The sequence below is a fragment of the Streptomyces zaomyceticus genome (genome assembly GCF_014656215.1).
GTDB lineage: Bacteria > Actinomycetota > Actinomycetes > Streptomycetales > Streptomycetaceae > Streptomyces > Streptomyces zaomyceticus.
Map to the genome: position 1 here is coordinate 526,686 of NZ_BNBZ01000002.1, position 25,398 is coordinate 552,083.

At 71.7% G+C, this 25,398-nt stretch carries 24 protein-coding genes; 15 read left to right on the forward strand and 9 right to left on the reverse strand.

What is annotated here, in order from left to right:
- Positions 1-70 precede the first annotated feature (70 nt).
- The 13 genes from IE311_RS04980 to hypE all read left to right on the forward strand — a co-directional run bounded on the left by IE311_RS04980 (position 71) and on the right by hypE (position 12,036).
- Positions 71-1,855: a nickel-dependent hydrogenase large subunit gene (locus IE311_RS04980; RefSeq protein ID WP_189830289.1), complete on the forward strand. Its 1,785-nt coding sequence runs from the start codon at positions 71-73 to the stop codon at positions 1,853-1,855.
- Positions 1,852-2,409 carry a hypothetical protein gene (locus IE311_RS04985; RefSeq protein WP_189830290.1) on the forward strand — a complete coding sequence of 186 codons (558 nt, stop codon included), beginning with the start codon at positions 1,852-1,854 and terminating at the stop codon, positions 2,407-2,409. Before IE311_RS04980 ends, IE311_RS04985 begins: the two co-directional genes overlap by 4 nt.
- Complete coding sequence (locus IE311_RS04990; protein WP_189830291.1) at positions 2,406-3,065, forward strand: DUF5947 family protein; 660 nt, start codon at positions 2,406-2,408, stop codon at positions 3,063-3,065. Before IE311_RS04985 ends, IE311_RS04990 begins: the two co-directional genes overlap by 4 nt.
- The gene (locus IE311_RS04995) at positions 3,062-3,700 is read left to right on the forward strand and encodes a DUF6084 family protein (RefSeq protein WP_189830292.1); all 639 of its coding nucleotides are present in this window, start codon (positions 3,062-3,064) and stop codon (positions 3,698-3,700) included. The genes IE311_RS04990 and IE311_RS04995 overlap by 4 nt, the downstream gene beginning before the upstream one ends.
- Positions 3,697-5,094 carry a hypothetical protein gene (locus tag IE311_RS05000; protein ID WP_189830293.1) on the forward strand — a complete coding sequence of 466 codons (1,398 nt, stop codon included), beginning with the start codon at positions 3,697-3,699 and terminating at the stop codon, positions 5,092-5,094. Before IE311_RS04995 ends, IE311_RS05000 begins: the two co-directional genes overlap by 4 nt.
- Entirely contained in the window at positions 5,091-5,621 is a 531-nt protein-coding gene (locus IE311_RS05005) for a hydrogenase maturation protease (RefSeq protein WP_189830294.1), read from the forward strand. The genes IE311_RS05000 and IE311_RS05005 overlap by 4 nt, the downstream gene beginning before the upstream one ends.
- On the forward strand, positions 5,618-5,758 hold the full coding sequence (locus IE311_RS05010; protein ID WP_189830295.1) for a DUF6893 family small protein: 141 nt from the start codon (positions 5,618-5,620) through the stop codon (positions 5,756-5,758). Before IE311_RS05005 ends, IE311_RS05010 begins: the two co-directional genes overlap by 4 nt.
- Before the next feature lie 135 nt (positions 5,759-5,893).
- A complete protein-coding gene (locus IE311_RS05015) occupies positions 5,894-6,289 on the forward strand; it encodes a hydrogenase maturation nickel metallochaperone HypA/HybF (RefSeq protein WP_189830296.1) in 396 nt (131 codons plus the stop codon).
- A 2-nt stretch (positions 6,290-6,291) separates the two neighbouring features.
- Positions 6,292-6,987 carry a hydrogenase nickel incorporation protein HypB gene (gene hypB, locus IE311_RS05020; protein ID WP_189830297.1) on the forward strand — a complete coding sequence of 232 codons (696 nt, stop codon included), beginning with the start codon at positions 6,292-6,294 and terminating at the stop codon, positions 6,985-6,987.
- A 29-nt stretch (positions 6,988-7,016) separates the two neighbouring features.
- On the forward strand, positions 7,017-9,434 hold the full coding sequence (hypF, locus tag IE311_RS05025; RefSeq protein WP_189830349.1) for a carbamoyltransferase HypF: 2,418 nt from the start codon (positions 7,017-7,019) through the stop codon (positions 9,432-9,434).
- A gap of 10 nt (positions 9,435-9,444) precedes the next feature.
- Complete coding sequence (locus IE311_RS05030) at positions 9,445-9,762, forward strand: HypC/HybG/HupF family hydrogenase formation chaperone (protein WP_189830298.1); 318 nt, start codon at positions 9,445-9,447, stop codon at positions 9,760-9,762.
- Positions 9,759-10,946 (forward strand): hydrogenase formation protein HypD, encoded by a 1,188-nt coding sequence (gene hypD / locus IE311_RS05035; protein WP_189830299.1) that lies wholly within the window; start codon positions 9,759-9,761, stop codon positions 10,944-10,946. Before IE311_RS05030 ends, hypD begins: the two co-directional genes overlap by 4 nt.
- A 49-nt stretch (positions 10,947-10,995) precedes the next feature.
- Complete coding sequence (hypE, locus tag IE311_RS05040; RefSeq protein ID WP_189830350.1) at positions 10,996-12,036, forward strand: hydrogenase expression/formation protein HypE; 1,041 nt, start codon at positions 10,996-10,998, stop codon at positions 12,034-12,036.
- A 216-nt stretch (positions 12,037-12,252) separates the two neighbouring features.
- Here hypE and IE311_RS05045 read toward each other — a convergent pair whose 3' ends face one another.
- The 4 genes from IE311_RS05045 to IE311_RS05060 form a co-directional block, all read right to left on the reverse strand.
- A complete protein-coding gene (locus tag IE311_RS05045) occupies positions 12,253-12,510 on the reverse strand; it encodes a DUF6400 family protein (protein ID WP_189830300.1) in 258 nt (85 codons plus the stop codon).
- A gap of 428 nt (positions 12,511-12,938) precedes the next feature.
- A complete protein-coding gene (locus IE311_RS05050; protein WP_189830301.1) occupies positions 12,939-13,436 on the reverse strand; it encodes a hypothetical protein in 498 nt (165 codons plus the stop codon).
- Positions 13,437-13,464: 28 nt separating this feature from the next.
- Positions 13,465-14,691 (reverse strand): hypothetical protein, encoded by a 1,227-nt coding sequence (locus IE311_RS05055; RefSeq protein ID WP_189830302.1) that lies wholly within the window; start codon positions 14,689-14,691, stop codon positions 13,465-13,467.
- A gap of 149 nt (positions 14,692-14,840) precedes the next feature.
- Positions 14,841-15,341, reverse strand: a complete 501-nt coding sequence (locus IE311_RS05060; protein WP_189830303.1) for a hypothetical protein — start codon at positions 15,339-15,341, stop codon at positions 14,841-14,843.
- Positions 15,342-15,501: 160 nt separating this feature from the next.
- Between IE311_RS05060 and IE311_RS05065 the strand changes: the two genes are divergently transcribed.
- Entirely contained in the window at positions 15,502-16,491 is a 990-nt protein-coding gene (locus IE311_RS05065; protein WP_189830304.1) for a LysR family transcriptional regulator, read from the forward strand.
- A 96-nt stretch (positions 16,492-16,587) separates the two neighbouring features.
- Here IE311_RS05065 and IE311_RS05070 read toward each other — a convergent pair whose 3' ends face one another.
- The 5 genes from IE311_RS05070 to IE311_RS05090 form a co-directional block, all read right to left on the reverse strand.
- Entirely contained in the window at positions 16,588-17,136 is a 549-nt protein-coding gene (locus IE311_RS05070; protein ID WP_189830305.1) for an SMI1/KNR4 family protein, read from the reverse strand.
- Between the two features lie 954 nt (positions 17,137-18,090).
- Complete coding sequence (locus IE311_RS05075; protein WP_189830306.1) at positions 18,091-19,110, reverse strand: MASE1 domain-containing protein; 1,020 nt, start codon at positions 19,108-19,110, stop codon at positions 18,091-18,093.
- A 218-nt stretch (positions 19,111-19,328) separates the two neighbouring features.
- Complete coding sequence (locus IE311_RS05080; protein WP_189830307.1) at positions 19,329-20,171, reverse strand: PP2C family protein-serine/threonine phosphatase; 843 nt, start codon at positions 20,169-20,171, stop codon at positions 19,329-19,331.
- Between the two features lie 670 nt (positions 20,172-20,841).
- Entirely contained in the window at positions 20,842-22,560 is a 1,719-nt protein-coding gene (locus IE311_RS05085) for a thiamine pyrophosphate-dependent enzyme (RefSeq protein WP_189830308.1), read from the reverse strand.
- A 32-nt stretch (positions 22,561-22,592) separates the two neighbouring features.
- Positions 22,593-24,176, reverse strand: coding sequence for an FMN-binding glutamate synthase family protein (locus IE311_RS05090; RefSeq protein WP_189830309.1), 1,584 nt, complete (start codon positions 24,174-24,176; stop codon positions 22,593-22,595).
- Between the two features lie 457 nt (positions 24,177-24,633).
- On the opposite strand from IE311_RS05090, the gene IE311_RS05095 reads away from it, so the two are divergent.
- Positions 24,634-25,359 carry a peptidylprolyl isomerase gene (locus IE311_RS05095; RefSeq protein WP_189830310.1) on the forward strand — a complete coding sequence of 242 codons (726 nt, stop codon included), beginning with the start codon at positions 24,634-24,636 and terminating at the stop codon, positions 25,357-25,359.
- Positions 25,360-25,398: the final 39 nt, after the last annotated feature.

Below are 25,398 nucleotides of genomic sequence, written 5' to 3' on the forward strand. Positions count from 1 at the left end.
CTCCACAGGACCCCCCATCCATCCCACTGTTCGCGAAGTCGAAGAGTTGACGAAGGGCACCACAGCAACCATGGCATCTCCGGCGAAGACGACGGGTGACGGCTCCGGCCTTGTGGAGATGGCCTGGGACCCCATCACCCGGATCGTGGGCAGCCTCGGCATCCACACGAAGATCGATTTCAAGCAGAAGCGCGTCGCGGAGTGCTACAGCACGTCCTCCGTCTTCCGCGGCTACAGCGTCTTCATGCGGGGCAAGGACCCCCGCGACGCGCACTTCATCACCAGCCGTATCTGCGGCATCTGCGGTGACAACCACGCGACCTGCTCCGTGTACGCGCAGAACATGGCGTACGGCGTGAAGCCCCCGCACCTCGGTGAGTGGATCATCAACCTCGGCGAGTCCGCGGAGTACATGTTCGACCACAACATCTTCCAGGAGAACCTGGTGGGGGTCGACTACTGCGAGAAGATGGTCCGCGAGACCAACCCCGGCGTCCTGGAACTGGCCGAGCGCACCGAGGCGCCGCACGCCGCCGAGCACGGCTACCGCACGATCGCGGACATCATGCGCTCCCTCAACCCCCTCGAAGGGGAGTTCTACCGAGAGGCGCTCCAGGTCAGCCGCTACACCCGGGAGATGTTCTGTCTCATGGAGGGGCGGCACGTCCACCCCTCCACCCTCTACCCCGGCGGTGTCGGCACAGTCGCGTCCGTGCAGTTGTTCACCGACTACATGAGCCGCCTCATGCGGTACGTGGAGTTCATGAAGCGGGTCGTCCCGCTCCACGACGACCTCTTCGACTTCTTCTACGAGGCACTGCCCGGCTACGAGGAGGTCGGTCGCCGCCGTGTGCTGCTCGGCTGCTGGGGTGCTCTCAACGACCCCGAGCACTGCGACTTCACCTACGCCAACATGAGCGACTGGGGCCGGCGGATGTTCGTCACCCCCGGAGTCGTCGTCGACGGCAAGCTGGTGACCAACGACCTCACCGAGATCAACCTCGGCATCCGCATCCTGCTCGGCAGCTCGTACTACGAGGACTGGGAGGGGCAGGAACAGTTCGTCACCCACGATCCGCTGGGCAACCCGGTCGACCCGCGCCATCCGTGGAACCAGCACACGATCCCTGCCCCGCAGAAGCGGAACTTCGACGACAAGTACAGCTGGGTCATGTCCCCACGCTGGTTCGACGGCAAGGACCACCTGGCACTGGACACCGGGGGCGGCCCCCTCGCGCGCCTGTGGTCCACCGCGCTCTCCGGCCTCGTCGACATCGGCTACATCAAGGCCACCGGGCACAGCGTCGTCATCAACCTCCCCCGGACGATGACCAAGCCGGAGACCACCTTCGAGTGGAAGATCCCGAAGTGGAGCAACGCCCTGGAGCGCAACCGCGCCCGGACCTACTTCCAGGCGTACGCGGCCGCCGTCGCCCTGCACTGCGCCGAGAAGGGCCTGGAGGAGGTCCGCGCCGGACGCACGCAGACGTGGGAGAAGTTCGAAGTGCCGGACGAGTCCATCGGCGTCGGCTTCACCGAGGCCGTACGGGGTGTCCTCTCGCACCACATGGTCATCAGGGACGGCAAGATCGCCAACTACCACCCCTATCCGCCGACGCCGTGGAACGCCTCCACACGGGACACGTTCGGGACCCCCGGCCCGTACGAGGACGCGGTGCAGAACACACCGATCTTCGAGGAGAACACGCCCGAGAACTTCAAGGGCATCGACATCATGCGCGCCGTGCGCAGCTTCGACCCCTGTCTGCCGTGCGGCGTCCACATGTACACGGGCAACGGCAGGACCGTGAAGCAGATGCACGTGCCCACCGGCCTGAGCGGTCTGGCCGGATGAGCACGACCACCGCCGAAGAGGCGGGCCGACGCGTCGAGGAAGTCCTGGACCGACTGGCCGAGAGCGGAGACGCCGCGGCCTGCGCGGCCGCGGAGGAAGTCGTACGCGTCCTCATGGAGTTCTACGGCAGTGGCATCGCCCGCGTGGTCGAGCTCCTCGGAAGTCCCGCCGCCGGGCCGTCCGCCGAGCGGCTGGGCCCGCTGCTCGCGGACGAACTTGTCGCGAGCCTGCTGAATCTGCACGGACTGCATCCCGAGGACGTGCCGACCCGTATCGACCGCTCCCTGTCCGCCCTGTCGCAGCCCGTCGAGAATGCCGGGTTCGACGCGGCGACGGGCGTGCTGCGGCTGCGGGTCACCGCCTCGACCGGCTGCGGCTGCTCCGGCACCCAGGAATCCATCCGGCAGGCGGCCGTGGACGCCCTCGCCTGCTTCGCCCCCGAAGTCACCGGCGTGGAGCTGGAGTCCGGCGCCCCGCGCGAACCGGCACTGCTCCAGATCGGCACCCGTCCGTCCCTCGCGGGCGCGGACGGCCGCTCGTCGGCGGCCCTGTGAACGGGCCGCCGAACGGCGCCGTGCGGCCCCCGCGGCCCACGGGCCTGCGCCGGTTCACCACCCCGCGTCCGCCCCGCGAGGAACGGTGCGAACTGTGTGGGACGGCACTCGCGGCCGGGGCGCGTCACCCGCACCTCGTCGACACGGACAAGCGGGCGCTCGTCTGCGCATGCGGCCCGTGCGCCCAGCTGATGGACCGCTCCGCCGCCTCCCCCGGCCGCTTCCGGACGGTACCCGGCCGTTTCCTGAGCGACCCGGGGCACCGGATCGACGACCAGGCATGGGAGTCGCTGCGGATCCCGGTCTCCGTCGCGTTCTTCTTCCGCAACTCCGCCCTCGACCGCCCGGTGGCGCTCTACCCGAGCCCCGCCGGCGCCACCGAGAGCGAGCTGGAGGAGGACGCCTGGCAGTCCGTCCTCGACGCCACCCGGCTGGCCGTCCACCTCGAACCCGACGTGGAGGCCCTGTTGCTCCGCCGCCACGAGGGCCGCACCGAGTGCTTCCTCGTACCGATCGACCTCTGCTACGAACTGGTGGGCCGCATGCGACTGCATTGGCAGGGATTCGACGGGGGTGCGGAGGCGCGGGCCGACCTCGACGCCCTCTTCACCCACGTACGCGGCCTGGCACGCGAGCCGCAGGAGAGCCGGCCGTGACCGAGTTCTCCTTCGGCTGCACCGACGTCCGCGCCGATCCCTACGCGGCCGGACCCACGCTCGTGTTCCGGCTGAGGATCAGCGCCACCGGCGGCACCCGGGTCCACGCCATGGCCCTGCGCTGCCAGATCCGCATCGAACCGGCCCGACGCGGCTACGACGACCACGAGGCCGCAGCGCTGGGCGACCTCTTCGGCGAACGCTCCCGGTGGGGCAGCAGCCTCAACCCGGTGCAGTTCGCCCAGGCCTCCGTCATGGTGCCCGGCTTCACCGGCGAGGTCGAGACCGACCTCGTCGTGCCGTGCACCTACGACACCGACATCGCCGCGTCCAGGTACTTCCGGGCGCTCTCCGACGGTGACGTGCCGCTGCTCCTGCTCTTCTCCGGCACCGCGTTCACCGGCGCCGGCGGGTTCCACGTCGAGCCCGTTCCCTGGGACAAGGAGGTCTCCCACCGCATGCCCGTGAAGGTGTGGCGCGAGATGATCGACCAGCACTTCCCCGGCTGCGGTTGGATCCGGCTCCCGGGCGACGCGATGGACGCCCTGCTCGCCTACCGCTCACGCCGGGCCCTCCCGTCGTGGGAGGCCACCGTCGAGTCCCTGCTCGAAGAGGCGGGGGAGAGGACAGCATGACCACCGTCGCATTCACCGCCGGCACCGAGGCCCGATTCGCCGTCGCACGGCACGTCGCCGACGCCGTCCTCTTCGAGGGGTACGTCCTCTACCCGTACCGTGCGTCCGCCGCGAAGAACCGGCTCCGCTGGCAGTTCGGGGTCCTGGTCCCGCCGTCCTGGGGCGCCGCCGCCGAGGAGCACGACTTCCAGCTCACCGAGTGCCTCATGGAGCCCAGGACCGGCGCCGAACTCGCCGTGGAGGTCCGATTCCTGCGCGCCCAGCGGCGTGCCGTCGAGGAACTCCGCGGAGACGGGACCTTCGCTCCGACCGGCGAACTCCGCCTGCCCGACCGGGTCCTGGTGGCCTGGGACGAGGGCGTCGAGGAGCGCGTCACCCTCGTCGTCCCCGTCGCCGAACTGCGGGGCGACGGCCTCGCCCTGCCCTTCACCCGCCCCGCCGCCGAGGAGACCGAGGAGGTCACCGACGCCGACGGACGCGTCCTCGGCCGACTCGTACGCCGCCGCGAGGAGATCAGCGGCGCCGTACGGATCTCGGCGGCGGAACTCGACGGCCCGTACCGTGTCGAGCGCCTCTCGGTCACGGTCGAGAACACCAGCTCCTGGACCGCCGAGCCGGACACCGACCGTCACGCGGCGCTGCCGTACTCCCTGGTCGCCACCCACACCCTGCTCCGCCTCGACGGCGGTGCGTTCGTGTCGATGACCGATCCGCCGGAATGGGCCAGGGGCGCCGTCGCCGCCTGCCGCAACCTGCACACCTGGCCCGTACTCGCCGGCGAACCCGGCCGGGACGACCTGATGCTCTCCTCGCCGATCATCCTGGAGGACCATCCGGCCATCGCGCCCGAGAGCCCCGGAGCCCTCTACGACGCGACCGAGATCGACGAGATCCTCGCCCTGCGCACGGCGGCCCTCACCGACGAGGAGAAGCGCGAGGCCAGAGGGACCGACGCCCGCGCGGCGGCGGTGATCGAACTGGCGGACACCATGCCCCCCGAAGTCCTCGAACGTCTGCACGGAGCGGTCCGGAGCCTCCAGAGCGTCACCGGGACCCCGAAGCCGAACGGCAACATCCTCGAACCGGAGACGCCCTGGTGGGACCCGGGCGGCGACACCGGCGTCGATCCGGGCAACGACCATGTCCTCGTCGACGGACGTGCCGTCCGCGCGGGCAGCAGGGTCGTCCTGCGCCCCCGGCTCCGCCGCACGGACGCCCAGGACCTGTTCCTCGACGGGCGCAGCGCCATCGTCGAGGCGGTCCTCCACGACGTCGACGGAGGAGTCCACATCGCGGTCACCGTGGAGGACGACCCGGGCGCCGACATCCGCCGCGAACAGGGCCGGTTCCTCTACTTCCAGCCCGACGAGGTCGAAGCCCTGGAGGACGTGTGAACGACCCGGCGCCCGAGGCCGGAGAGCCCGGTACGGCCCGCACCCTCGTGGCCGGGGTGGGCAACATCTTCCTCGGCGACGACGGCTTCGGCGTGGAGACCCTGCGAAGACTCACCCGCGAGGAACTCCCCGCCTCCGTCGAGCTGGCCGACGTCGGCGTCCGGGGCGTCCACCTCGCCTACGAACTCCTCGACGGCTGGGACACCCTCGTCCTCGTCGACGTCACGGCCCGCGGCGGTGCACCGGGGACGCTCTATCTGATCGACGCCTCGACGGCCGGCGACCGAGCCGACGGTACCGAGCCCGCGCCGCTCGACGGCCACCGGATGACGCCCGACGCCGTCCTCGCCCTGCTCGACACCCTGTGCGCGGGAACGGGAGCCGCGCCGCCACGGCGGATCCTCGTCGTCGGCTGCGAACCGGCCTGCCTCGACGAGGGCATCGGGCTCAGCCCGCAGGTCGCCGCGGCCGTTCCCGAGGCCGTGCGCATGGTGACCGAACTGGTCCGCCAGGAAGTCGTCGTATGAAGACCGAAACGGAGAGCACCATGCACAGGAACGTCCTCGGCGCCGCAGCCGCCGCCCTCGCCGCCCTGGCCGCCCTGGCCGTCGTGGTCGGAGTCCTTCCCGACGTCCGGCGCTACCTGCGCATCAGCAGGATGTGACCCCTCGCCCGCCCGGCGCCCGGCTGAACCGAACGGACGACACATCCGTCCGGTCCGGCGCGCCGGGCGTCGGCCCGTCACCCCCCGTTCTCTAATGGCGCCCGAGACCCACCCCCGCGCCCAGGACGGAGACCGATGCACGAGATGTCCCTCGCGGTCGCCGTCGTCGACCAGGTCGAGACCGCGGCGAAGGCCCGTGGGGTCGTCGGTGTCCGCAGCATCGAACTGGACGTGGGCGAACTGGCCGGCGTCGTCGCCGACGCCCTCGCCTTCTGCTTCGAACTCGCCTGCGCCGGAACCGTCGTCGAGGGCGCCGAGCTGATCACCCGTACCGTCCCGGGCACCGCGCGCTGCGCGGCGTGCGCCGAGGACTGGGCGGTCGGCATGCCGCCCCGGCTGCTCTGCCCCGGCTGCGGCGCCGCAGCCGACGGACTCGTCACCGGCCGCGAACTCCAGATCCGGGAGGTCCGCTGGGCCGACCCGGGGGCGCCGCGCGAGGAACATCGCCAACCGATCACCGAGGAGAGCTGAGCATGTGCCGAGCCGTCGATCTCCAGCGCGCAGTCCTCGCCAAGAACGAGGCCGCGGCACACATCCTGCGCACCGAGCTGAACGCCCGCGGCACCACCGTGATCAACCTGCTCTCCAGCCCCGGCAGCGGTAAGACCGCCCTCCTCGAACGGGAACTGCGCCTCGCCGGCGAACGGGGCGTCAGCGCCGCCGCGCTCACCGCCGACCTCGCCACCGAGAACGACGCCCGCCGCCTTGCCCGCTCGGGCGTCCCCGTCAAGCAGGTGCTCACCGACGGCCTCTGCCATCTGGAGGCCGACATGGTCGCCCGGCACCTGCACGACTGGCTGCCGGAGTCCACCCGGCTGCTGTTCGTCGAGAACGTCGGCAACCTCGTCTGCCCCGCCGGCTACGACCTCGGGGAGTCCCTCCGCGTCGTGCTCGCTTCGGTCACCGAGGGGGAGGACAAGCCGCTCAAGTACCCCACCGCTTTCGGTCTCGCCCAGCTGGTGATCGTCACCAAGACCGACATGGCCGAGGCCGCGGAGTTCGACGAGACGGCGTTCCGCGCCAACGTGCAGCAGGTCAACCCCGGCGTCGAGGTCGTCCTCAGCTCGGTGCGCGACGGCGAGGGAGCCGGCGCGCTCCTCGACCGGGCCCTCGCGACGGCCGAGGGCAACCGTGTCCACACCCCGGTGATGGCCCAGGCCGGCGCGTGACCACGGCACGGCCCGGACCCGCCCCCGCCATGGCCCCGCGGCGCAGCCGTGTGGTCGTCCGCGGTGTCGTGCAGGGCGTGGGCTTCCGGCCCTTCGTCTACGCCCTCGCCACCGGGCTGCGCCTGTCGGGCCACGTCACCAACACGGCGGACGGAGTCGTCGCGGAGGTCGAAGGAGACCCCGCGGACGTCGCGTCCTTCTGCGCCCGCCTCGCGCCCGACGCCCCACCCCTGGCCAGGGTGGAGTCGGTCGAGGCGGCCGAGGTGACCGCGAGCGGCGGCAACGGATTCACGATCGTGCCCTCCCGCCGGGGCGACGCCGTCCGCACCCTCGTCCCACCGGACACCGCCACCTGCGACGACTGCCTCGCGGAGCTCGCAGACCCGGCCGACCGGCGATACCTGCACCCCTTCATCACCTGCACCAACTGCGGCCCGCGGTTCACGATCGTCACGGGACTGCCCTACGACCGGGTCCACACGACCATGGCCGGCTTCCCGATGTGTCCGGACTGTGCCCGGGAGTACGAGGACCCCGCCGACCGGCGCTTCCACGCGCAGCCCGTCGCCTGCCCCCGCTGCGGCCCCCGGCTGCGGCTGGTCACGGCGCCCGGCCGCCCCGCCCCCGACGGTTCCGATCCGACCCTCGACTCCGGCTGGGCCGACCCCGGTCGCGCACCCGGTGCCGACCCGGTCGCCGCCGCGCGCAGGATGCTCGCCTCCGGCGGGATCCTCGCGGTCAAAGGCCTCGGCGGCTATCACCTGGCCTGCGACGCGACGAACCCCGAAGCGGTGGCCGAACTGCGCCGCCGCAAGGCGCGCGGTGACAAACCGTTCGCGATGATGACCGCGGACCTCGCCGACATCGAGCCCCTCGTGCACCTTGGCACGCTCGAACGCGAACTCCTCACCAGCGGCGCCCGCCCCGTCGTCCTGCTGCGCCGTCGCGACGACGCCCGCCCGCGCCACGGGGCCGCGCCGGCGCGGGCGGTGGCGCCGGGCAGCCCGGACCTCGGCTTCATGCTCCCGTACACCCCCGTGCACCATCTCCTTCTCGGCCTCGGCGGGGCGGACGGGCAAGGGCCCCGGCTCCTCGTGATGACCAGCGGCAATCTCGCGGGCGAGCCCATCGTCACGGACGACGGGGAGGCACTGACCAGACTCACCGGCCTGGCGGACGCCTGGCTCCTGCACGACCGGCCGATCCATGTCCCCTGCGACGACTCCGTCGTCCGCGTCTGCGACGGCGAGCAGCTGACGCTGCGCCGCTCCCGGGGCTATGCGCCGCTGCCGGTCGCGCTGCCCGTGGAGGTCGCCCCCGCCCTCGCCGTCGGAGGCGACCTGAAGAACACCTTCTGCCTCGGCGACGGACGCCAGGCCTGGCTCTCCGCCCACATCGGCGACATGGACGACCTCGCCACCCAGCTCGCCCTCGCCGCCGCCGAACGGCAGCTGGAGTCCGTCACGGGGGTACGCCCCGAACTGATCGCCGCCGACCGCCACCCCGCCTACCGGTCCACTCGCTGGGCCCGCGCACACGCTTCGGGACGGCCCGTCGTCCCCGTGCAGCATCACCACGCGCACGTCGCGGCGGCCATGGCCGAGAACGGCCTCGACGGCACGGATCCCGTGATCGGCGTCGCCTTCGACGGCACCGGCTACGGTCTCGACGGCGCCGTGTGGGGCGGTGAGTTCCTGCTCGCGAACTACGCCGGGTTCGAGCGGTTCGCCCACCTCTCCTACGTACCCCTGCCGGGTGGCGACGCGGCCGTACGACGGCCCTACCGCATGGCGCTGGCCCATCTGCGGGCCGCGGGCCTTGACGTCGACCGCGCGCTGCCCTGCGCACGAGCCTGCGAGCCCGAAGAACTGCCTCTGCTGGAAAGACAGTTGGAGCGCGAGCTGAACTGCGTTCCCACGTCGAGCATGGGGCGCCTGTTCGACGCCGTCTCCTCCCTCGCGGGAATCTGCCACCACGCGGGATACGAGGCGCAGGCCGCGATCGAGCTGGAGGCCGCGGCTCTGCGCGCACCCGGCGTGGCGGAGGACGACCGCTATGTCTTCCGGCTCGGCTCGCCGCAGTCCGGCGCCCCGCTCACCGCAGACCCCGGGCTCCTCCTGACGGCCGTGGTCGCCGACGTGCTGGACGGGACCCCGGCAGACGTCGTCGCGGCGCGGTTCCACCACGCCGTGGCCCGACTGGTGCGCACGGTCTGCGCCGCCGCCCGCGGCGAGACCGGCACGGAGAGCGTCGCCCTGACCGGGGGAGTGTTCGCCAACACGCTGCTCTCCTCGGCCTGTGCCGAAGGACTGCGGGAGGACGGCTTCACCGTGCTGCGCCACCGCCTGATCCCGCCGAACGACGGCGGTCTGGCCCTCGGCCAACTCGTCGTGGCCGCCCGGACGACGAACCGATCCCCCGCGACGCCGCGACGAGAGCGACAGTGAGGAGACACCCATGTGCCTGGCGGTACCCGGAAGAGTGCTGGACGTCGAGGACCGGGACGGCACCCGGATGGCCACGGTCGACTTCGGAGGTGTGGTCAAGGAGGTGTGCCTGGAGTACCTGCCGGACCTGAAACCCGGCGAGTACGCCATCGTGCACGTGGGATTCGCCCTCCAGAAACTCGACGAGGACTCGGCCAAACGGACGCTGGAGCTGTTCGAGACCCTCGGCCTGCTCCAGGAGGAGTTCGGAGACCCGTGGGAGGCCGCCGAGGCCGCGGTGAGCGAGTGGCAGACGCAGGACGACGTCCCCGGAGAGGTACGCCCGTGAAGTACATCGACGAGTTCCAGAACCCTGACCTGGCACGTCGGCTGCTCGACGACATCCGGGCGACGGTGACCCGCCCCTGGGCCCTGATGGAGGTGTGCGGCGGACAGACCCACAGCATCATCCGGCACGGCATCGACCAGCTCCTGCCACCCGAGATCGAGCTGATCCACGGCCCGGGCTGTCCGGTCTGCGTCACTCCGCTGGAGATGATCGACAAGGCCCTGGAGATCGCCTCCCGGCCGGGGGTGGTCTTCTGCTCGTTCGGCGACATGCTTCGCGTCCCCGGCACGGGCCGCGACCTGTTCCAGGTCCGTGGACAGGGCGGCGACGTCAGGGTGGTCTACTCCCCGCTGGACGCGTTGCGGATCGCCGAGCAGAACCCGGACCGGGAGGTGGTCTTCTTCGGCATCGGATTCGAGACCACGGCGCCCCCCAACGCGATGACGGTCCATCAGGCGCGCAAGCGGAACATCCGAAACTTCAGTCTCCTCGTGTCCCACGTCCGGGTCCCCCCGGCGATCGACGCGATCATGCGGTCCCCCGACTGCCGCGTCCAGGGTTTCCTCGCGGCCGGCCACGTCTGCAGCGTGATGGGCACGGCCGAGTACCCCGAGCTCGCACAACGCCACCAGGTGCCGATCGTGGTCACCGGTTTCGAGCCGCTGGACATCCTGGAAGGCGTGCGCAGGACCGTGCTCCAGCTGGAACGGGGCGAGCACACGGTCGAGAACGCCTATCAGCGCGCCGTGACGGCCGAGGGCAATCCGGCGGCGCAGGCGATGCTGAGCGATGTCTTCGAGATCACCGACCGGGCCTGGCGCGGCATCGGTGTCATCCCGGACAGCGGCTGGCGCCTGTCCGATCGCTACCGTGAGCACGACGCCGAGCACCGCTTCTCCGTCGAGGGCATCGACACCCGCGAGCCCGCCGAGTGCCGCAGCGGCGAAGTCCTCCAGGGCCTGCTGAAACCGAACGAGTGCGAGGCGTTCGGCACCACCTGCACACCCCGCTCCCCGCTCGGCGCCACGATGGTGTCCAGCGAGGGCGCCTGCGCCGCGTACTACCTCTACCGGCGGCTCGACGCGGGAACCCCGGGGCAGCGGCCCCCCACGGCGGCCGGGGTGGCCGCCTCCGAAACCCCGTCTCCGGCCACCGTTTCCTTGGAGGGCAGCTCCCTTGCCTGACACCGTCAGCACCACGCCGGCGGTCGACGCCGCACAACCCGCACCCGACATGCTCGGCTGGACCTGCCCGGCGCCCCTGCGCGACCCATCACGCATCGTCATGGGCCACGGGGGCGGAGGCGTACTGTCCGCCGAGCTGATCGAGCACATCTTCGCGCCCGCCTACGGCGGCCCGGCCCTCGCACACACCTCCGACGCGGCCGAGATCCGCGTCGGCGGCGCCCGTCTGGCGTTCTCCACGGACTCCTTCGTGGTGCGCCCCCTGTTCTTCCCCGGCGGCAGCATCGGCGACCTCGCCGTCAACGGCACCGTGAACGACCTCGCCATGAGCGGCGCCCGGGCAAGCCACCTCTCCTGCGGGTTCATCCTGGAGGAAGGCGTCGAGACCCATGTGGTCGCCCGCGTCGCCCAGGCCCTCGGCGCGGCGGCGCGCGTGGCAGGCGTCCAGGTCGTCACCGGTGACACCAAGGTGGTGGAGGCCGGCCACGGCGACGGCATCTACATCAACACCTCGGGGGTGGGGCTGATCCCCGACGGAGTCGACCTGCGGCCGCAACGGGTGGTGCCCGGGGACGTGGTGATCGTGAGCGGCCCGATCGGTATGCACGGCGTGGCGATCATGAGCGTGCGGGAGGGCCTCGAATTCGGTGTCGAGATCACCAGCGACTGCGCGCCTCTCGGCGGCCTCGTCGATGCGATGCTCGCCGTCACGCGGGACCTGCACGTGCTGCGCGACCCCACGCGCGGGGGCCTGGCCGCCTCACTGAACGAGATCGCGGCGGCTTCGGGCACGGGTGTCGTCATCCAGGAGCGGGCCGTTCCGGTCCCCGAAGCGGTCGCCAACGCCTGCGCGGTCCTCGGACTCGACCCCATGTACGTGGCGAACGAGGGGAAGCTCGTGGCCTTCGTCCCGCGAGAGCACGCGGACGCCGTACTCGCCGCGATGCGCGCCCACCCGTCGGGTACCGAGGCAGCGGTGATCGGCGAGGCGGTCGAAACGCATCCGGGCATGGTGGTGGCTCGTACCGGACTCGGTGGCACCCGCGTCGTGGACATGCCGCTCGGAGAGCAGCTGCCGCGGATCTGCTGAGCTCAGGCCCGGCGGCCGTGTCGCTCACGGGAGGTGTCGAGGGTCCACGTGTGGGTGCAGTTCGGGCACTGCAGGTGGACCCGGGGTCCGTTGTTCCCGATCAGATAGCGCCAGTGGCTGCGGCAGTTTCGGCGCTCAAGACAGGTCCCGCAGTCGCGGGCGTCGTCGCAGCCGGGGCACGCGACCCACGCCCGCCGAGCCGGGTCGGCGTGCGGATCAAGCGGAAGACGCACGGCCCGGCACCTCTCCGGGCAGCACACCGGCAGCGACCAGCATCGCGTGCACCCGCTGCTGCTCCTCGTCCAGCCCCGAGTACAGCAGGGCGTGCGCCGCCTCCTCCTCGCGCAGAACGGCCACGGGATCCCAGTCGGGCCCGAGGGCTGCCACGACTTCGGCACGCCGACGTGCCTCCTCGACGGTGAGGTCGATACTGAAGTCGATCAAGGCGGAACGGGGGTCGAGGCCGTGGTTCATGGCGGGAGCCTTCGGGATGAATCGAACACGTACGCCGCCACGTCTATCAGAGGGGGCACTGCGTACGGAAGCGCCGGACCCGCCTTCCACGCCCGCTGTGGCGTACGTCATCCCGAAACATGCAGATGCGCTGCTTGCTCGAGGGCGCAGGACACCTTGTGCGATGACCGGCCCGGCAAGGGGGTGCCTGTCGGACGAGTGCTGAGTCGTGAGGACCGTAGCCGAGGGGGAACACCATCCGCCCCGCCCCTTCCGTGCGAATTCCTCCATGCACGCCGGGCGCGCGCCGGAGCCGGACCGTCCCGCCGCCGGCCTGAGCCGGTCCGTCCCGGGTGGTCACGCAGGCCGCCCGGTGACCGAGCCGCCGAAGGCGACCACGACCACCGGGCGGAGCCGCCCGGTTCCCGGACGGTGTCGACGCGCGCCGCTCAGCAGTTCCGGATGGACCACACGGGCGTCCAGTCGTACGTGAAGGGCGTGGGCTCCGGCAGGACGACGTCCAGCACCTGGCCGTTCTGGCCGTAGAAGAACGCGGCGGCGCCGACCTGGTTGTTCACCACCTGGCCCACGCCGTTCCAGTGGGACAGGGAGTACTGGTGGCACCGGTAGAGGAAGAAGACCTTGTACTTGCCCACCACCGGGTCCCAGACCCCGGTGCAGAGATTCCCCGACGCGCAGGTGACGGGGCTGCCCGACGTCGTGTGCACGTAGTCCGCCCAGGGCGAGACCGTCGGCGACACGGCGGCCACGGCACGCGAGGACGGCCCCTCGCCCCGGGGCGCCGGCGGCATGACCATGGTGTGGCCTCCGCGCTCGCGAGGCCCGTCCGAGGACGCCGCCTGGGCCGGGCCCGCCGCGAAGACGGACACCAGCACCCACAGGAAGGCACCGACCACACCGAGGGTGGAACGCCAGGTACGCGACATCGTCACTCCTTCTCCGGGAATCCCCGGTTCACTTCGGATTCGTGCACAGCGGTACGTCCGGCAGCTGGTTGTCCGGATGGCTGATGTAGATGTTGGTGACGTAGCCCCCGTACTGCGGCAGATACGCCCACCAGTCGTTGGTGTACGGCGGGACGGAGACGGGCTGCCCCTTCTTCTGGCAGCCCACCAGCACCTCCACGCCGGCCGGGAGCCGGGTCACCAGGTTGTCCCCGACGACCGGTTCCGTCCGGACGGCGACGTCCTGACCCCATGTCCCGTACCACTTCCCCTTCGGCGCCGTTCCGCCGGGAACGTTCAGGGAACGGGTCAGCCGGCCGAGGTCGGTGTACGCCTTCCCGTACGACGTGCCATCCGGGTGCAGGGTGAGGACGGCCACGATCGAACGGTCACCGGCCCCGACGGTGCCGGTCGTGTGCAGCGCCGGTCGGCTCAGGTCGACGCTCGCGTCGCCCGCGCCGGCGGACGCGGGGGCCGAGGCGTCGATGCCACGAGCCGCAGTGGTACCTACGGGGCCGCAGTTCCCCTTCGCGTACCTCCCCGACCAGCCCTGCTTCACGGCCCACGGGCGGTCGAACGCGGCGGCGATGCCGAAATGCTGGTCGAAGGAGTCCGACGCGCACCGGGTCGACTGGCGCAGACGCTCCATGACGAAGTCACGAACCGGCGCGGGAGCGGACTCCAGGATGTGTCGGTAGGTCTTCACGGTGTCGCGGGCCGACATGGCCGTGTAGCCCCAGTACCCCTCGTAGCCCGCCGGTGGGGGAGCGGTGTCGGCGAGCCCGAGCCGCGTGACCATGCGCTCGACGATCGCCGACCCGCCGTAGGTGGACCAGTAGTGGCCGGCGGCGGCGTCCTGACTGCTGCGGAGCATGGCGTCCAGCCGGGTGCGGTCGGCGGTCGGGATGCTGTCGGGGCTGCGGTTCCACAGGAAGTCGAGGGCGATCAGGAGCTTGACGACCGACGCGGACCGGAACGTGGCGGCCGGGGCGAGCTGTTCGGTGAACGTCCCGGTCTGCCGGTCGAACACGGCCACGCCCGCCGTGACCCCGGCGGGCACCTGGGGGCTCGCGGGCGCGACCGACACGGAGCCACCCGTCGGTTCGGTCGCGGCTGCGACGGAGTGCGGGAGCGCCGCGCCGGTGAAGGAGAGGGAGAGGAAGGCCGCGGTCGCGGCGAGCAGGCGCCGAGGCGTACGGCGAGCGGTGGTGCTGGAGTGTCCGGCGATACGGAGCATGGTGTGAGGGGTCCTCGCTTGGTGTGAGAGCGGGCTGCCCGGGTCTCGGAAAGGGTCGGCGGACGAGGGCGGCGGGACCGCGGTGCGGAGCCCCTGGCGGGATGCGAGGGGCTCCACCGGAGCGGGCCGGGCGGACGACTCCCCGAGGCCTACGGGATGTTGCACTCCGTCATGCCGGGCCAGGGATCGGTCGACGTCCACACGTCGGCGGCGGGAATGAAGCCCCACCCGTGATTGCGCTCGCGACCGGGAGCGATGCGGTCGCCCATGGTGTAGTACCAGATGTTGTTGCCGCCGCTGTGCGCGGCGCCTCTGCCCCAGCACACGAACCAGCTCGTCGACGTGTCGATCCAGCCGATCGCCGAGCAGGCGGAGATGAAGCTGGCGCAGCCGTACAGCGGGGCGCCGGCACGATTGCCGCACACCCAGTCACGCGTCCAGGTGCGCCCCGTGTACGCGTCGTAGTGGCTGACGTTGCGGGCGGTGCACGACGCCTGGGCCGCGAGGGGCGCGGCCTCGGCCGTGGGCGGCGCGCTCCGCACCGCGCGGGTGGTCGTGCCGGCCTGCGGCGACGACGCCTGAACGGCGCCGGCGCTGAACAGCACGGCCAGGAGGGCGGCGAGCATCGCCACCGCTCGTCTCACAGACATGTTTCGGCCCCCGTTGTCGAGAAAGCAATGGTCGGACGGCCCTGCGGAACCGAGGAGGTTTCACGGGGCGTCGCTTGAGAGCCGAGCCTTCCACTCGCACTCTGTTCATGTCATCGCTTATGGCCATGCGACATGAAAGACGATCGATAAGGGATTCATCATGGTTACTGGCGAAACGGCCGCTGGAGGCGCCGCGTCGACGGGCCCCGACCCGCGGACACCGAGCGCCCATCAACTCCGGCTGTTCGTCGCCCTCGCGGAGGAACTCCACTTCTCGCGCGCCGCCGCCCGGCTGTTCATCACGCAGTCGGCACTGAGCCAGCAGATCAGAGACCTGGAAAGACGCCTCGGGGTGCGGCTGTTCGACCGTTCGAGCCGGGCCGTGACGCTTACCCCGCAGGGCCGGGTGCTGTTGGCGGACGCGCGCGGCGTGGTGGCGGCCATGGACCGGCTGAGCCGCAGCGCTTCGACCCAGGCGCGCAGGCTCTCCGGACGGCTCGTCGTCGGCACCATCGGCGCGGAAGCGGCGATGCCCTATACACACGCAGTGCTGCGACTGCTCCACGAACGGCACCCGTTGGTCGAGGTCGACGTGCGCAGCCTCCACTTCGCCGACCACTTCGACGCCCTGTTCCGCCATGACATCGACGTTGCCTTCCTCCGTCCACCGGTCCCGCCCGGCGTCGAGGTGCAACACCTGGCCACGGAACCGCGGTTGGCCTGTCTCTCTGCCGACGACCCGCTCGTGGACCGCGACCGGATCACCCTCGCCGAGCTGGCCCGCCACCCGGTGATCGACGTCCCGCCGCAGGTGCCACGGCTCTGGTGGGACTTCTGGGCCGCCGACCCGCGACCCGACGGCACCCCGGTCCGCTACGGACCCGTCGCCTCGGACCTGGAGGGCCTTCTGCATCTCGTGGCCCAGGGCAAGGGCATGTGTTTCCTGCCGGCAGCCGCGCGCGACCTCTTCCCGCGTCCCGGCATCCGCTACGTCGAGGTCACGGACCTGCCCCCGTCGACGGCGGGCCTCGCCTGGCTGAGCGAGAACCGCACGGAACCCCTCATCGAGGCCGTGGTGGCAGCCGCCGGACACGTGGCCTCGGTGCGGGACCGGGGGGCGGTCCGGGGCAGGAGCCAGGCCGAGGACTGACCCCACGTCACAGGTCGCGGCCGGTCTGGACGCGAGGTCCCGGCCGCTGCCCCCGGCGTCCGGCGGTGGGTGGGAGGAACGTCGGGCCCGCGCCCGTCAGCCGCCCAGGATCTCGTCGTTCGGATCGAAGGTGTGGTCGTCGACCGGCAGGTTGTCGAGGACGTCGGAGTGGGCATCGCCGGTGAGCACGGAGAGGATGAACCGGGCACTCGGCACCGGGTGGTGCTCCCACTCCGGACCACGGCCCGCGTTGGCCAGGACGGTCCAGTCCTCGGGGCGCACGTTCTCGCCGGTGAGCCAGTAGAGGTAGGCGCCGGTCCCCTCGATGTACGCGAAGGGGAGCAGCCCCGCGCCGTCGGCCTCCAGCTGCTCGGGAGGGGGCTCGGGACCGATCTCCCACAGCCGGGCCAGTACCTCGGCGCGCTCGGCCTTCATGGCCAGGAGGTCGTAGTCGGGGTCGGCGCAGTCGGGCTCCAGGACCCAGATCGTCTCGTCGAAGACGCCCCCGCCGTAGGTGTCGACGAGATCCTTGAAGTCCTCCGGCAGGGCGCTGCCCAGGCGGGCCTCGACCTCGGGCCAGGCCCGCGGCTGACGCTCCGCCGGCGGCGGGACGATGCGGGTGAGCTGTTCCACGTCAGGGTGCATCAGGGTGTCTCCGGGAGAGGGCTCAGTGCTTGGGGACGTTCAGGATCGTCTGGACGGGCGAGCGGATGGAGAGGCCGTTCTTGAACTCGAGCCGTATGGGCGATCGCGAAGGGGGCCACCCTCGCCCACACCGCGGAGAGCCTGCCCAGCGACCTCCTCGGATGCTCCCTCGTGGCCACGAGGGGGCATCCTCCCGGACACCGCGGCGTCGCCGGGCGGTCGTTCACGCGCTGTCGCCGGTCCGCCCGGACACGCTGTCAACCGCCTCGCTGAAGCCGCTGGAAGAACCCGAGCTTCTTGGGGGAGTAGCGCACCAGCAGGTTCTTCGAGTGCTGGTGGCACGCGCCTCGCATGTCCTCTGACCAGCGGAAGCGGCCACGATTCGACCCGGCTGCAGGCGGCTGGTCCGCGTAGGGCCCGGAGCTTGGTCGGCCTTGCCCCTGGCCCCGAAGAGCGACCGCCAGGCGTGAGCAGTTCGAACCGAGGGACGATGGACGCTGAGCCCCGCCAGGTAGATACAGGATGTGCGAGCGGGGCGGGACGCTGGGCGTCCGAAGTGAACGACGCCGTGCTGACGGCCCTCGTCGCAGCGGGGGCCGCGATCGGCGGCGGAGCACTGAGGGGGTGTTCGCCCTCGCGGCCGCCAAGCGGCAGGCCGCGGCCGTGTGTGCGGCGGGGGAGCGGCAGGCCGTGGCTGTGTGTCCGGCGGGGGAGCGGCAGGCCGCTGCCGCCTGGGAGGCCGGCCGACAACAGGCGGCCGCCGCCTGGGACGCGGGCCAGCTCCAGGCCACGGCCCAGCTCGACGTGTCCCGCCGGACGCTCACGGAACAGGCCGCCGGCTCAGGGGCGGGCATCTCCGACGCCACCAGGCGCCAGCTTGACAGCGCCGGACAGTTCCCATGCCTTGCAGTCGTTGTACGGCTCCTGATCCCTGAGCCGGCTCCGGCGCGGGGATCACGGATTCCGGTGCCCGCCGGGTGGGGCTGCCCGGGTCTCGGCGGTGCCGGGTGGACCCGGTGAGGGCTCGCCCGCCGCGAGGTGCTCCAGGACCTCCGCCAGTTCCTGGCAGGCGCGGCGCACCGACCGGCGGGTCGCACGCTGCTCGGTGATGATGGAGGCGAGAAGCAGGGCGGTCAGGGCGGCGGAGCCGTTGAACGCCTGGAGCTTGGCCATGACCTCGACGTCCGTCAGGTGGAGGAACGCGCCCCGTCCGGAGGTCGCCTCGAAGGTGGCGAGCACGGAGGCGAAGAGCGCGCACAGCATGCTTCCGGCGAGCTGGAAGCGGAGCGCTGCCCAGATCACCAGGGGGACGACGAGGAAGAGCATGCTCATCGGGCTGAGCACGGCCATGGGCATGAGGATCAGGGTCGTCAGCCCCAGAAAGGCCGCCTCTTTCCAGCGCCGTACCCGGAACCGTCCGGCCGGCCCCGCGAGGGCGAGCAGGAGCGGGGCGACGAGCAGCACCCCCATCGTGTCGCCCACCCACCAGGCCAGCCAGACGGGCCAGAACTCGCTCTTGTCCAGGGAGCTCTTCGCCACCTGCAGTCCGACCCCCGCGGTCGCGCTGATCAGCATGGCGCCGAACCCGCCGAGGAAGACCAGGGAGAGTCCGTCCCGCAGCCGCGCCATGTCGAGCCGGAAGCCGGCCCGTCTCAGCAGCAGGAAGGCGCAGAGTGGCGCGACGGTGTTGCTGACCACGGTGACCACTGTGGTGGGCCCCGGAGTGGTGAGGGAGGCGATGACGAGGAAGGAGCCGAGGGCGATCCCGGGCCAGACCCGCGCGCCGAGCAGCAGCAGGGCGGCGACGGCGACGCCGGTGGGAGGCCAGATGGGGGTGACCACCACGCCTTCGACGACGAGGCGGCCCATCAGGCCGAGCCGTCCGGCCGCGTAGTAGCAAACCGCCACGGCCAGCGACATCAGAGCCGCCTCGGTAGAGGACCGGAACTGCCGAGTATCCAACACGTCAGCCATCAGACACCGGCCGGGCCGCCACGACCGGGCAAGGCCCCTGCGTGTCGGGCGCCGCCGTCCGGCACGGGCCCGGACGGGGTTCGAGGACCGGCCCGGCCCGAGGACCGACCGGGCCCGAGGACCGACCGGGCCCGAGGACCGACCGGGCCCGAGGACCGACCGGGCCCGAGGACCGACCCGGCCCGAGGACCGACCGGGCCCGAGGCGAGCCCCTCCCCTCACTCCTCGGCCGCCGGCCGGGCCGGACCGCCGTCATGGCCGACGACCAGGACGGCCGCGTCGTCCTCGTGCCCCACCGTGGCCGCCAGCTTCATGACGGCGGTGGCGAGCGCGTCGACGTCCAGCCCGGCGACGGCGGTGATCCCGGCGAGCCGCGTCACCCGGTCCAGACCCTCGTCGACGTGGAGCGAGGGCCCCTCCACCACCCCGTCGGTCAGGAGGACGAAGACACCGTCGGCGGTGAGCCGGTGACGCGTGGCCGGGTAGTCGACGCCGCGCAGCACACCGAGCGGAGGCCCGCCCTCGCTGTCGTCGATGCCGGAGCGGCCGTCGGTGGTGGCCCAGATGTGGGGGATGTGACCGGCCCGGGCGCACTCCAGGGTGCCGGCGGCGGGGTCGAGCCGCAGGAAGGTGCAGGTGGCGAAGAGGTCGGCGCCCAGAGAGATGAGCAGGTCGTTGGTGCGACCGAGCAGCTCTCCCGGGTCTCCGCTGACGGAGGCAAGCGCGCGCAGTGCCACGCGGACCTGGCCCATGTAGGCGGCGGCCTCGATGTTGTGTCCCTGCACGTCACCGATGGACATGCCGATCCGCCCGCCGGGCAGGGCGAAAGCGTCGTACCAGTCACCGCCGACGTTGAGCCCGTGGTTGGCCGGCTCATAGCGGACGGCCAGCCGGGCGCCCGGAAAACTGGGCAGGTCCGAGGGAAGCATGCCGCGCTGAAGGGCCACGGCGAGCTCGACACGGGAACGCTGCGTCTCGGCCAACTCCCGCGCCCTGGCGGTCAGCGACCCGAGCCGGACCAGAAGGTCCTCGCTGCTGTCGGCCGGCCGTCTGCGGAACATCGATCACTCCGACATCACGACAATCCTCGCATCACTCCGTCCCGTCTCCAGCACGCGGGACCACACGGGACCACCTCGGTACGAACAGGTCCTTCCCACTCTGCCCGGAGGGGACAGCGTCCGCATCTCATCGGCGGAGAACGCGGCGGATCCCTCCCAGGGGGGCCACCCCACAGGCCGGAGACGAGCAGCGGTTCGGCGAGATCGAAGGCATCGCCCCGCCCCTGACAAACGTCTCGACCGAACAGGCCGCCGCCGCGCGACTCGCAGGACACCGGCGGCCCCAAGGCCGCCGGGCATGACCATGAACCACACCCTCGTCCCCCGGCGCGAAGAGTTCTGCGCCGGTCCTTCTCCGGTACCGGGAACTGCGCGACCTCAAGCCCGGCCATCCGGCCCGAGGTCTCAGCTACGGATCTGTCCGGGACGACGCCCGGGCGGGGAGTGGCGGCGTGTGTGGGATCCATACAGCGGCCAGCGGCGTGCCTGGGGCCCGCACCCTTGCCCGGTGCGGGCCCCCACGCGGCTGCAGGCGCGTTCATGGCACGGGGGCCGTGGATCGCGCTGCGCGAGCGTGTGCCTTCGCTCAGGGCTCCTGTGCCCCGGCTCCCGCAATCCGCGCCTGCCTTTCTGGGCGGGTCCAACCGGCGACGGGCCGACCCTCCCCGACCTACGGCAGGTTCTCCTTGATCTTGGCGATGGCGAAGCCCCAGCCCTGCGACACCGTCGGTTTGCCCGGCACCGCCACCTCGTCGGGATTCGTCACGACGTCCAGGAGCACCGGGCCGGGAAGGGCCAGCGCCCGGCGCACGGCCTCGTCCAGCTCGCCGGGTTCGGTGACGCGGATGCCGGTCAGCCCGAGGGCCTCCGCGACCGCGGCGAAGTCGGGGTTGTCGAGCACGGTTCCGAATTCGGGCAGCCCGGCCTGTTCCTGCTCCAGCTTGACCATGCCGAGACGGCGGTTGTCGAAGACGACGAGCTTGACCGGCAGCTGTTCCGAGCGGATGGTCATGAGGTCGCCCAGCAGCATGCCGAGGCCGCCGTCGCCGCAGAAGGCGACCACCTGGCGGTCGGGAGCCCATAGCTGGGCCCCGATGGCCTGGGGCATCGCGTTGGCCATGGACCCCAGGTTGTAGGAGCCGATCAGCCGACGGGTGCCACGCATCCGTACGAGCCGCGACAGCCACACCGTGGTCATGCCGGTGTCGGAGGTGAAGATCGCGTCGTCCGCCGCGTGCCGGTCGACCGCGGCCGCCAGGGCCTCGGGGCGGATCTGTTCCACGCGGTTGTCGAACATCGCCCGCACCCGTCCGAGCAGACGTGTGTCGTGGGCGGGGTCGGCCAGGTCCGCCTGGCCCTTCTGCCAGCGTGCGAACCGTTCGCGTGCTTCGTCGAGGTGGTCCCGCGACGAGACGGGGGTGAGCAGGGGCAGCAGAGCCCGCAGGGTCGCGGCCACGTCGCCGGTGAGACCGATCTCCACCGGGACGCGGCGGCCGAGGTGCTCCTCGCGCACGTCGATCTGCACGACACGGCAGTCCTTCGGGTACCAGTCCCGATAGGGGAAGTCGGTGCCCAGCATGATCAGCGTGTCGCAGGTGTCCATGGCGTGGGCGGCGCCCGGGTTTCCGATCAGACCGGTCTGGCCGACCTCGTACGGATTGTCCTCCTCGAAGCCCTCCTTGCCCTTCAGGGTCAGCACCATGGGGGCCCCGAGGAGCTCGGCGGTGCGCAGCACCTCCGCGCGGGCGGCCTGCGCGCCGCGCCCCACGAGGAGCGTGACCCGGGAGCCCGCGGCGATCGCCTCCGCCGCCTCGGCGAGCGCCGGGTCGTCGGGACGGGTCACGGCGGGGCGGGGGAGCGCGAACCGCGCGGGCCGGTCCTCGTCGACCTTCTGGTCGCCGAGGTCCCCGGGCACGGTCAGCACGGCCACGCCCCGCCGGGTCACCGCCGCCCGTACCGCCGACTCCAGGAGCCGCGGCATCTGGCTCGGGGAGGTCACGGTGGCCCGGTACACGGCCACGTCCCGGAAGAGGAGGTCGTTGTCCACCTCCTGGAAGTAGTCTCCGCCCAGCTCCGACAGCGGCACCTGGCCGCAGATCGCCAGGACCGGCGCACCGCTCTTGGCCGCGTCGTACAGCCCGTTGAGCAGATGCACCGAGCCCGGGCCCACGGTGCCCATGCAGACCGCGAGGTCGCCGGAGAGCTGGGCCCGGGCGCCGCCGGCGAAGGCCGCGGCCTCCTCGTGGCGGAAGCCGATCCAGTCGATTCCCTCGGTGGTCCGGATGGCATCGGTGACGGGATTGAGGGCGTCGCCGACCACGCCGAGGACGTGGCCGACGCCGAGGTCCGCGAGGCCGTCGACGATCGCCTGCGCGACGGTACGAGTCATGGGGTCTCCCTTCAGGAAGGACGTCGGACGGTTCACGAGAGCGTGAACCGGTCAGGATGAGCCGCGTTCCAGTCGCCTGCCCACGCGGCCGGCATCGATGCGGCGGAGAGGAGCTGCCCCGGTTCGAGGGGTGCGTACAGCTCTGCATGGGACCGGACGGCGTTCGGCCCCACCCGGTGCAGGAGCATGCCGGGCCCGAGACCGCTCGGATCGTCGACGCCCATGGCCGCCATGATCTGCAGGGCGCTCTTGACCGTCGCCTCCTGGAAGCGCTGGACGCGCCGTGCCTTGTCCTCGACGTCGAGGGCCCGGGCGCGCCCGCGGTCCTGGGTGGCGACCCCGACGGGACAGGTGTTGGTGTGGCAGCGCTGGGCCTGGATGCACCCGAGCGCGAACATCATGGCCCGGGCCGAGTTCGTGTAGTCGGCGCCCTGGATCAGCCGCTTGACGATGTCGCTTCCGGTGGCGACCTTGCCGGAGGCGCCGATCCGGATCCGGTCGCGCAGGCCCGCGCCGACGAGCGCGCGGTGGACCGTCGTCAGGCCTTCGGTGAGGGGAAGGCCGACGGTGTCCGCGAACTCCAGCGGCGCGGCCCCGGTGCCGCCCTCCGCTCCGTCGACGACGATGAAGTCGGGCGTGATGTCCTCCTCCAGCATCGCCTTGCAGACGGCGAGGAATTCGCGGCGCGATCCCAGACACAGCTTGAAGCCCACCGGTTTGCCCCCGGAGAGCTCCCGCATGTGGTCGAGGAACCGCACCAGTTCCCGGGGAGTCCGGTAGACGCGGTGGTACGGCGGGGAGATCACGGTGCGGCCCTCGGGGACGCCCCGGACAGCGGCGATCTCCCGGTCGACCTTGGCGCCGGGCAGTACGCCTCCGATACCGGGCTTGGCGCCCTGGCTGATCTTCAGCAGGACGCAGGCGACCTGGTCGAGTGCGGCCTTCTCCGCGAACTGGCGCGGGTCGAAGCCGCCGTCCTCGCTGCGGCAGCCGAAGTATCCCGTGCCGATCTCCCAGACGAGGTCCCCGCCGGGGGAGAGGTGGTGCTCCGAGATCCCGCCCTCGCCGGTGTCGTGCGCGAAGCCGCCGCGCCGGGCCCCCTCGTTCAGGGCGTGTATCGCCCGGTGGGACAGGGCACCGAAGCTCATCGCCGACACGTTGAGCAGGGCCATGTCGTAGGGCCGGGCGCAGCCGGGGCCCCCGATCCGGACCTTGGGCGGCGCGGTCGGCACAGGGCGCGGGGCCATGGACGGGACGAGGTACTCGGTGCCGGGCCGCTCGAGCTCCAGCTCGGTACCGAAGGGGTCCTCGCCGTCCGTCCCCTTGGAGCGTTCGTACACGATCGAGCGAGTGTCGCGGTCGAAGGGCACGCCGTCGACGTTCCGTTCGACGAAGTACTGCTGGACTTCGGGACGGATCGACTCCATCGCGAACCGCAGGTGTCCCAGGATCGGGTAGTTGCGCAGGATCGAGTGGCGCCGCTGCGCGAGGTCGTACGAGGCGACCGCCGAGAGCAGCAGGGCGGGGCCGGCCGCGCACCACCACCAGGGGGACACGGCGAAGGCCAGAAGGCCGGAGGCGAGCGCGGCGAGTGCCACGGGAAGAATCTTCACCATGGACGGCCGTCTGTCCCGGATGGGCGGAGCCAAGCACGGAGGGGCGGGCAGCTCGGGGAACGGCATGGTCGCCGCGGCGCCGACCAGCCTGCCCGGATCGCCGACCAGCCTGCCCGGAGAGCCGAGCAGGACGCGGCAACGACTACCGGTAGATGCGGATCCGAGGTGACCCAGCGCCGGTAGCGCGGCAGTCTCCCGCAAATGTGCCGGCCCAGACCGACGGTGGCGCCTTCCAGGGCTCCGCGACAGGGCGCCGTTGTTCCCTCACTCGCGGGGTGCCCCACGTTGCTGGCGATTCGGTACGGACCTCAGCGGTCCCGGCAACGCCGAGGACGTGTCGCCCGGGTGATGGCGCTCTGGTCACGCTGATCGGCCGGAAATCCCACTCCCGCAGGCCACACCACGCCCTAGACTGCGACCGCTCCAAGACCTGGAGATCATCGGGAGGGCGTGCAAGATGAGACGAGCACTGATCAGTGCATTCGCGGCCGCGATGTTGGTGGTGACCGGCGGGAGCGTCGCCACCGCTTCCGACAGCGCTCCGCCGCTCACCACGCACGGTCCCTGCCAGTACAGCCAGACCCCGGACGAGCCGCCGGCGCGCCGTGTTCCGCTGCCGCCCGACCCGCGGCGCACCCCTGCTCGTGGCACGGTCGACTTGGCTGTTCCGACCAGTCGGGGGCCGCTTCCGCTGCGCTTGGACCGGGCCAAGGCGCCGTGCACGGTCCAGAGTTTCCTGCACCTGGCACGGCACGGTTTCTACGACCGTACGGTGTGTCACCGCCTGACGGCGTACCCGACGCTGAAGGTCTTGCAGTGCGGCGACCCGACCGGCACCGGTGAGGGCGGGCCCGGGTACAAGTACAAGGACGAACTGCCGGTGGACCTGCCGCCCGCAGCCACCGATCCCACGGGCACGCGCCGGCTCTACGGACGCGGCCTGCTGGCGATGGCGAACGCCGGCCCGAACACGAACGGCTCACAGTTCTTCGTCGTCTACGGCGACTCCGCGCTGCGACCGAACTACACGGTGTTCGGCACGGTCGGCCCCGCCGGTCTGGCGACACTCGACAAGGTCGCCGCCGGAGGCATCGAGCCGACGGCGGAGGACCCGGCACCGGTCGACGGCACACCCGCACTGCGGACAGAGCTGCTTCACGTCCGGCTGTCCTGTCGGTCCTGAGCAGAGCGGTGCGGCCGACGCCCGGGGTGGGCGTCGGCC

What these genes read in the sequence shown, in the direction of transcription:
- IE311_RS04980 (WP_189830289.1), top strand. Translation starts at nt 71, where the DNA reads ATGGCATCTCCGGCGAAGACGACGGGTGACGGCTCCGGCCTTGTGGAG.
- IE311_RS04985 (WP_189830290.1), top strand. Translation starts at nt 1,852, where the DNA reads ATGAGCACGACCACCGCCGAAGAGGCGGGCCGACGCGTCGAGGAAGTC.
- IE311_RS05000 (WP_189830293.1), top strand. Translation starts at nt 3,697, where the DNA reads ATGACCACCGTCGCATTCACCGCCGGCACCGAGGCCCGATTCGCCGTC.
- IE311_RS05010 (WP_189830295.1), top strand. Translation starts at nt 5,618, where the DNA reads ATGAAGACCGAAACGGAGAGCACCATGCACAGGAACGTCCTCGGCGCC.
- IE311_RS05015 (WP_189830296.1), top strand. Translation starts at nt 5,894, where the DNA reads ATGCACGAGATGTCCCTCGCGGTCGCCGTCGTCGACCAGGTCGAGACC.
- hypB (WP_189830297.1), top strand. Translation starts at nt 6,292, where the DNA reads ATGTGCCGAGCCGTCGATCTCCAGCGCGCAGTCCTCGCCAAGAACGAG.
- hypF (WP_189830349.1), top strand. Translation starts at nt 7,017, where the DNA reads ATGGCCCCGCGGCGCAGCCGTGTGGTCGTCCGCGGTGTCGTGCAGGGC.
- IE311_RS05030 (WP_189830298.1), top strand. Translation starts at nt 9,445, where the DNA reads ATGTGCCTGGCGGTACCCGGAAGAGTGCTGGACGTCGAGGACCGGGAC.
- hypE (WP_189830350.1), top strand. Translation starts at nt 10,996, where the DNA reads ATGCTCGGCTGGACCTGCCCGGCGCCCCTGCGCGACCCATCACGCATC.
- IE311_RS05045 (WP_189830300.1), bottom strand. Translation starts at nt 12,510, where the DNA reads ATGAACCACGGCCTCGACCCCCGTTCCGCCTTGATCGACTTCAGTATC.
- IE311_RS05050 (WP_189830301.1), bottom strand. Translation starts at nt 13,436, where the DNA reads ATGTCGCGTACCTGGCGTTCCACCCTCGGTGTGGTCGGTGCCTTCCTG.
- IE311_RS05055 (WP_189830302.1), bottom strand. Translation starts at nt 14,691, where the DNA reads ATGCTCCGTATCGCCGGACACTCCAGCACCACCGCTCGCCGTACGCCT.
- IE311_RS05060 (WP_189830303.1), bottom strand. Translation starts at nt 15,341, where the DNA reads ATGTCTGTGAGACGAGCGGTGGCGATGCTCGCCGCCCTCCTGGCCGTG.
- IE311_RS05065 (WP_189830304.1), top strand. Translation starts at nt 15,502, where the DNA reads ATGGTTACTGGCGAAACGGCCGCTGGAGGCGCCGCGTCGACGGGCCCC.
- IE311_RS05070 (WP_189830305.1), bottom strand. Translation starts at nt 17,136, where the DNA reads ATGCACCCTGACGTGGAACAGCTCACCCGCATCGTCCCGCCGCCGGCG.
- IE311_RS05075 (WP_189830306.1), bottom strand. Translation starts at nt 19,110, where the DNA reads ATGGCTGACGTGTTGGATACTCGGCAGTTCCGGTCCTCTACCGAGGCG.
- IE311_RS05080 (WP_189830307.1), bottom strand. Translation starts at nt 20,171, where the DNA reads ATGTTCCGCAGACGGCCGGCCGACAGCAGCGAGGACCTTCTGGTCCGG.
- IE311_RS05085 (WP_189830308.1), bottom strand. Translation starts at nt 22,560, where the DNA reads ATGACTCGTACCGTCGCGCAGGCGATCGTCGACGGCCTCGCGGACCTC.
- IE311_RS05090 (WP_189830309.1), bottom strand. Translation starts at nt 24,176, where the DNA reads ATGGTGAAGATTCTTCCCGTGGCACTCGCCGCGCTCGCCTCCGGCCTT.
- IE311_RS05095 (WP_189830310.1), top strand. Translation starts at nt 24,634, where the DNA reads ATGAGACGAGCACTGATCAGTGCATTCGCGGCCGCGATGTTGGTGGTG.